We start from the raw sequence: 7,331 nt of genomic DNA on the forward strand, positions 1-7,331 counted from the left end.
AATTGTTGCGGAATAATTTAATTAATTATTAGCTTATGTATACTAATGATTAATTGAAATGATATTCCAAGGCGATTCATCATATCCAACCTCTGTTCAAATTTAAAAAGATCAATTTAAAAAATATTATATGGGGGGATTAAAATAATGATTAAACGATATTTAAAGTTTGTTAAACCATATAAATATCGTATTATTGCTACTATTATAGTTGGTATTATTAAATTTGGTATACCAATGTTAATTCCATTGCTTATTAAATATGCAATAGATGGTGTTATCAATAATCATTCACTTAGTGATAGCGAAAAATACTCACACCTAGCCATAGTTATAGGTATTGCCCTATTTATCTTTTTAATTGTTAGACCGCCAATTGAATTTATAAGACAATATCTAGCTCAATGGACAAGTAATAAAATATTATATGATATAAGAAAGCAACTTTATAATCACTTACAAGCATTGAGTGCACGTTTCTATGCTAATAACCAAGTAGGGCAAGTTATTTCACGAGTGATTAATGATGTGGAACAAACAAAAGATTTTATTTTAACAGGATTAATGAATATTTGGCTTGATTGCATAACAATAATAATAGCATTAACAATTATGTTCTTCCTTGATGTTAAACTGACTTTTGCTGCATTATTTATTTTCCCATTCTATATCTTAACGGTTTATTTCTTCTTTGGACGTTTAAGAAAATTAACAAGAGTAAGATCTCAAGCTTTAGCAGAAGTTCAAGGATTTTTACATGAACGTGTACAAGGAATGTCTGTTATTAAAAGCTTTGCAATTGAAGATAATGAAGCGGGTAATTTCGATCACCGTAATAAAAACTTTTTACAAAAAGCATTTCAACATACGAGATGGAATGCATATTCTTTTGCTGCAATTAATACTGTGACAGATATAGGCCCAATTATTGTCATTGGTGTCGGTGCTTACTTAGCAATAAGTGGTTCTATTACAGTAGGGACATTAGCTGCATTCGTTGGTTATTTAGAACAATTATTCGGTCCTTTAAGACGATTAGTATCTTCTTTTACAACATTAACTCAAAGCTTTGCGTCAATGGATCGTGTCTTCCAATTAATAGATGAAGATTATGACATAAAAAATGGTATTGGCGCTCAACCAATCGAAATTAAAAATGGTCAAATTGAATTAAAACATGTTGGGTTCAAATATAATGAAAATGAACAAGACATTTTAAAAGATATTAATTTGACTATTCATAAAGGTGAGACCGTTGCCTTCGTAGGAATGAGTGGTGGAGGTAAGTCAACACTTATTAATTTAATACCTCGGTTTTATGATGTTACAGAAGGAGAAATTCTTGTTGATAACCACAATGTTAAAGATTTCTTAACAGGTAGCCTAAGAAATCAAATTGGTTTAGTTCAACAAGATAATATCTTATTTTCCGATACGGTTAAGGAGAACATTCTACTAGGCCGACCTGATGCTTCAGACGAAGAAGTTATTGAAGCAGCTAAAATGGCTAATGCTCATGAATTTATAATGAATCTTCAAGATGGATACGACACAGAAGTTGGTGAACGTGGCGTGAAATTATCAGGTGGTCAAAAACAAAGACTATCTATTGCACGTATATTCTTAAATGATCCACCAATTTTAATCTTAGATGAAGCTACTAGTGCATTAGATTTAGAAAGTGAAGCAATTATTCAAGAAGCACTAGATGTTTTAAGTAAAGATCGTACGACGTTAATCGTAGCACATAGACTTTCAACAATTACTCATGCAGACAAAATTGTAGTTATAGAAAATGGTGAAATTGTTGAAATGGGTACACACCAACAATTAATTGATAAAAAAGGTGCTTATGAGCATTTATATAGCATACAAAATTTATAATAATAAAAAAGAGCTTAAGGCAAATGTTGAATTGCCTTAAGCTCTTTTGCTATATAGTTCTAATTAATTTATAAATAGCTTAGATTGATAATTAAATAAGTTTAAAAGCTATAAGTCAAAATCTTCATCAGCAATATCAATATCAGTATCATTGCGATGGTAAGTAAAGAAACTAATACGAAGTCTATCTAAATGTTCCAAATGATATCTATATTCTTCTATTGCTGCGATAATTTGCATAATATTAGCATAAGAATAATTAGTTTGATATGGATTTTGAATTAATTCATTTTGAAAAGCAGTCATAAGTTCTTTTTTAAGTGGGTTATCAACTTCATATTGCAATTGTGTGACTTTAAATTTAGCCTTTTTAGATAAACTTTTTAAAATTTGCTCGTGGAAAGCAATTAATGAGTCTAATTCCAATTTAATTTGTAATAACAATTGATTATTTAGTTGATGTAAATCATTTGGGTAACGTGACATTTTGTTTAATACTTCATAAGCTAATCTAGTCGTTCTTACTACTTCTTTAAATAGAATTTTCTTTCTATATTGTTCAAATATATTCTTTTTTAATAAAGGTCTTTCTTCATGATAGAAGTCGTAAATCTTTTCGAGTTTATCGATTCTAGAATTCAGTTGATCGCCATCTTGTTTAATATTATTAAATTCAGAAGTGTCATTTAATACCAATTTAAACCAAACGAAGATATCGGAGGTAATATTTACAGAATTATAATAAATTTTAGTTTCGAATTTTGGAGGTAAGAATAATAAATTTACTACTGAAGAACTTAGTACTCCAATCATAACTAAAACAAATCTGTAAAATGCAGCGACATAAAATGAACCAGAGACTTGGCCCATAATGATTAATGCTGTGACACTTGCTAATGTAGCAACATGTGCAAGATTAAATCGGAATAAAATTGCGATTAATACGATAACTGTAACACCCATAATTATAAAATTATTACTAAAGATTGTAACCATGGTAACAGCTAATAATGCGCCAATAATATTACCGATAGCTTGATCAGAAACAGTTTTAATAGACTTATAAACACTAGGTTGCATTGCGACAACTGCACTGACACCGGCTAATGCTTTTAGACCAATATTATTAGGAAGTAAAGAAGCGATAGACATAGCTAGTATGATTGCTATACCTGTTTTAAAAATCCGAGCTCCTAGTCTCAAAAAGAAGCGCTCCTTTTATTTTTATTGAATAAAATTTTAAATTCGTATTCATTATTGTTATACACTGACTAATCATAAATTTCAAGTGAATACAATAGTGTAGCTTTTGAAATATAACATTATATAACAAATCGCTAGTCAAATTATTTTAAATGAACACACAATCAGTTTAACTAAAGATATTTTTATAAAATGATAAAAGCTCCCTCAAAGTCCATTTAAAATGATTACAATGAGGGAGCAAATATGGTTAATGATATAGCACTTATTTCATTTGACTAAATGCATAGTCAGCTGCTTCTAGTGTTTTATCAATATCTTCTTCTGTATGTTCCGTAGTTAAGAACCATGCTTCAAATTTTGAAGGTGCTAAATTAATACCTTGGTTAAGCATTAATTTAAAGAATTTAGCAAATGCTTCGCCATCTGAGTTTTCGACTTGTTCATAGTGAGTAATTTTTTCATCAGTAAAGTATAACGTTAATGAACCATAAATTCGATTGATAGTTGCAGTAATATTATGTTTGTCTATTAATTTTAGTAGCCCATCTTCTAAACGTTTACCTAATTGATCTAATCTTTCATAAACACCATCTTGTTCTAATACTTCAAGTAATGCAATACCAGCTTTCATTGAGAGTGGGTTACCTGCCATTGTACCAGCTTGGTATGCAGGTCCAAGTGGAGCAACATGTTCCATAATATCTTGTCTTCCACCGTATCCACCAATTGGTAGTCCGCCACCAATGATTTTACCAAATGCAGTTAAATCTGGAATCACACCAAGTAAGTCTTGTGCTGCACCATAATGGAATCTAAATGCTGTAATGACTTCATCATAAATTACTAAACTGCCGTTATCATGTGTAATACGGTTCACTTCTTCTAAAAATCCTGGTTCCGGCATAACCATACCGAAGTTACCAACAATAGGTTCAACTAAAACGGCTGCAATTTCATCTCCCCAATGATCAATAGCTTCTTTATAAGATTCAATATCATTAAATGGTACTGTGATTACTTCTCTAGCAACGCTTTCAGGAACACCAGCTGAATCGGGGGAACCTAATTGTGAAGGACCACTACCAGCAGCAACTAATACTAGATCAGAATGGCCATGATAAGAACCAGCGAATTTAATGATTTTATTACGTTTTGTATAAGCACGAGCAACTCTAATCGTTGTCATAACAGCTTCTGTACCAGAATTAACAAATCTGATCTTTTCTAATGAAGGAATAGCTTCACGTAACTTTTTACTAAAATCGATTTCTAATTCAGTTGGTGTACCATATAGCACACCTTTAGCAGCTTGATCTTGGATAGCTTTAGTTATATGTGGATGAGCATGACCAGTAATAATTGGTCCATAAGCTTGTAAATAATCAATAAACTTATTACCATCTACATCATATAAATAAGCGCCTTTACCTTCTTTCATTACTACAGGAGCTCCACCGCCAACTGCTTTATAAGAACGAGAAGGTGAATTAACGCCACCTAATATATATTCATTAGATAATTCCTGAAGTCTTTCGCTTTCAGTAAATTTCATTTTATCAACCTCTTTTAATTTAATATTGTCGACTATTATCGTATCATAAAATTAACATAATGAAGAAATAGGTGATTAAATGTTAAAAAAAGGTGATAAGTTCCCAGAGTTTTCTCTAGAAAATCAGAATGGAGAATTAGTATCGAACGAAACAATTAAAGGACAAACGACAATACTTTACTTTTATCCAAGAGATAATACACCTACTTGTACAACAGAAGCGTGTGATTTTAGAGATAATATCGAACTTTTTAATGATTTAAACGTGAATATTTATGGTGTTAGTGGAGATTCTAAGAAAAAACATCAAAATTTCATAGAAAAACATCAGTTAAACTTTGATTTATTAGTAGATGAAGATTTCTTACTTTCTAAAGAGACTGGGGTTTATCAACTGAAAAAATCATTTGGGAAAGAAAGTATGGGAATAGTTCGTACAACATTTGTTATAGATGAAAAAGGAATTATAAAAGATATTATCGAGAAAGTTAAGGTTAAAACACAGATTGATGAGTTAAAAAATATATTGGAGTGATAATCTATGAAGGTTGTAAGTCTGTTTAGATTAGGCGAATTAGAAGATGAGTTAGTAGAGAAATTCCCACAAGTAGATTTTAAGTTTATTAAAAAAGCTAAAAATATACCATTTGAAGACAGACAATCTTTAGATATATTAATAGGTTATGATGGTGAATTAGATGAATCATTTTTAAAAGATTGCCCAAATCTTAAATGGATCGCATGGTATGCGACAGGTGTTAATTCATTACCATTAGATTATTTGAAAAATCATAATATTAAACTAACTAATAGTAGGGGAGTACAAGCAAAACAACTTTCTGAATTTATCTTAGCGTTCATATTAGATGATTATAAAAAAATGAGAACATCATTTATTAACCAACAAAATAAAGTGTATGATTCTAAAATGGTAGGAAGACGATTAAGTGGGGACAAAGTATTATTTTTAGGTACTGGTGCGATTGCAAGTCGTGCTGCAAAGTTAGCCAAAGCATTTGATATGCAGGTAATTGGTTTGAGTAACTCCGGAAAAGATAAAGAGTGGTTCGATGAAGTATATAAAATAGAAAAATTGAATGAAGTTATTGGAGAAGTTGATATTATTATCAATGCTTTACCTGAAACAAATGAAACAATTCATTTATTACAATATGATCACTTTAAACAAATGAGTAACGATGCACTTTTTATTAATGTTGGACGAGGTACTATAGTTAAAGAAACTACAATTCTAAAAGTATTGAAAGAAAACTTAATTAGACATGCTTATTTAGATGTATTTGAAAATGAACCATTAGATGAAAACAATCCATTATATGAATTAGATAATGTAACAATAACAGCACACATTACTGGTAATGATAATAATATAAATAAAGAAGTAACGGATATATTTGTGAATAACTTGAAACATTTTCTCAATAACAAAGATTTAATTGAGAATATAGTTGATTTAAATAAGGGATATTAATTAAAATACTGCAGTTATATTGACAATTTTAATTCGCAACAGTTATATTAATATTAAGTAATAATAATTATTAACTAGAAAGATGGTGAAAAAATGAGTGCGGAATTAGAATCTATAGAACATGAGCTTGAAGAATCAATTACATCATTGAGAAAAGCGGGAATCCGTATTACTCCTCAAAGACAAGCAATTATTAAATTTATGATTTCTTCAAAAACACATCCAAGTGCCGACGAAATATATCAAGCACTTTCACCAGATTTTCCTAATATAAGTGTTGCGACTATCTACAACAATTTAAGAGTATTTAAAGACATTGGCTTAGTTAAAGAACTCACATATGGTGATTCATCAAGTCGCTTTGATTTCAATACTCATAATCACTACCACATTATTTGTGAAAAGTGTGGAAAGATTGTTGATTTTCATTATCCTCAATTAGATGAGGTAGAACAACTAGCACAGCACGTAACAGAGTTCGACGTAACACATCATCGTATGGAAATTTATGGGATCTGTAAAGATTGTAAGGAAAAAGAATAATAAGTTGTTTACTTATACATTATATTCTTACACAAATAATAGTTTTAAATAAAACCATGTTTATTCTAAATAAGAATAGACATGGTTTTTATTTACTTCAACAATCTGTATAACATGAGCACTGATTAATTACGAAATTATGATGTGACAATTAGATTTATATTTTAGACGCTTATTAGGAAAGACAGATTAAAATAAAAGAGAAATCGTTAATGTTAAATAAACAAACTAGAATGTAGGGAGAATTACAAAAGATTAGTTAGATTAATATACTGTATATTAAAATAGAGAATATATGAGATTATTGTGCACTCAAACAATTAATAGTTACTATAGTGGTAAATTTAAACCAAAATAGTGTATGAAATTCGTTGACGATAAACAAATTAATTGATACTATATAAAAGTCGTCAAAATGATGTTAAGTTATTTGAAAGGTTTTATTAACTTTTTAAATGAAATATTAACAAAGTGTAATTTTGACTATTGAACTTTCAACTTAAACATTATATTATAGTTCTTGTTGAGTTATTAAACAACAATTTAATTTTAAAAAAAGAAATTAAATTTATTCTTGACTTAACAAAACGGACACGATATAATAAGATATTGTAAGTGAAAAAAACGAACATTGAAAACTGAATGACAATATGT

The 7,331-nt window shown here is 29.4% G+C and carries 6 protein-coding genes; 4 read left to right on the plus strand and 2 right to left on the minus strand.

Features of this window, described 5'->3' with window-relative positions:
• The first annotated feature begins 147 nt into the window (after window positions 1-147).
• A complete protein-coding gene (locus HMPREF3125_RS04385) occupies window positions 148-1,884 on the plus strand; it encodes an ABC transporter ATP-binding protein (RefSeq protein WP_070452173.1) in 1,737 nt (578 codons plus the stop codon).
• Between the two features lie 108 nt (window positions 1,885-1,992).
• On the opposite strand, the gene HMPREF3125_RS04390 is transcribed toward HMPREF3125_RS04385, so the two are convergent.
• Together HMPREF3125_RS04390 and HMPREF3125_RS04395 are read right to left on the minus strand one after the other, a co-directional pair.
• Complete coding sequence (locus tag HMPREF3125_RS04390) at window positions 1,993-3,087, minus strand: FUSC family protein (RefSeq protein WP_029055999.1); 1,095 nt, start codon at window positions 3,085-3,087, stop codon at window positions 1,993-1,995.
• 265 nt (window positions 3,088-3,352) lie between these two features.
• Window positions 3,353-4,642 (minus strand): glutamate-1-semialdehyde 2,1-aminomutase, encoded by a 1,290-nt coding sequence (locus tag HMPREF3125_RS04395; RefSeq protein WP_070452176.1) that lies wholly within the window; start codon window positions 4,640-4,642, stop codon window positions 3,353-3,355.
• A gap of 79 nt (window positions 4,643-4,721) precedes the next feature.
• On the opposite strand from HMPREF3125_RS04395, the gene bcp reads away from it, so the two are divergent.
• The 3 genes from bcp (at window position 4,722) to perR (ending at window position 6,677) form a co-directional block, all read left to right on the plus strand.
• Entirely contained in the window at window positions 4,722-5,177 is a 456-nt protein-coding gene (gene bcp, locus HMPREF3125_RS04400) for a thioredoxin-dependent thiol peroxidase (RefSeq protein ID WP_070452179.1), read from the plus strand.
• Window positions 5,178-5,183: 6 nt separating this feature from the next.
• Window positions 5,184-6,134, plus strand: coding sequence for a phosphoglycerate dehydrogenase (locus HMPREF3125_RS04405; RefSeq protein ID WP_029055996.1), 951 nt, complete (start codon window positions 5,184-5,186; stop codon window positions 6,132-6,134).
• Between the two features lie 93 nt (window positions 6,135-6,227).
• Complete coding sequence (gene perR / locus HMPREF3125_RS04410) at window positions 6,228-6,677, plus strand: peroxide-responsive transcriptional repressor PerR (protein ID WP_017636959.1); 450 nt, start codon at window positions 6,228-6,230, stop codon at window positions 6,675-6,677.
• Window positions 6,678-7,331 lie beyond the last annotated feature (654 nt).

This window comes from Staphylococcus sp. HMSC13A10 (assembly GCF_001808005.1).
In the GTDB taxonomy this organism is placed as follows: domain Bacteria; phylum Bacillota; class Bacilli; order Staphylococcales; family Staphylococcaceae; genus Staphylococcus; species Staphylococcus pasteuri.

Excerpts from the sequence above, each read along its gene's own strand:
- HMPREF3125_RS04385 (WP_070452173.1), top strand. The coding sequence starts at position 148 with ATGATTAAACGATATTTAAAGTTTGTTAAACCATATAAATATCGTATT.
- bcp (WP_070452179.1), top strand. The coding sequence starts at position 4,722 with ATGTTAAAAAAAGGTGATAAGTTCCCAGAGTTTTCTCTAGAAAATCAG.
- perR (WP_017636959.1), top strand. The coding sequence starts at position 6,228 with ATGAGTGCGGAATTAGAATCTATAGAACATGAGCTTGAAGAATCAATT.
- HMPREF3125_RS04405 (WP_029055996.1), top strand. The coding sequence starts at position 5,184 with ATGAAGGTTGTAAGTCTGTTTAGATTAGGCGAATTAGAAGATGAGTTA.
- HMPREF3125_RS04395 (WP_070452176.1), bottom strand. The coding sequence starts at position 4,642 with ATGAAATTTACTGAAAGCGAAAGACTTCAGGAATTATCTAATGAATAT.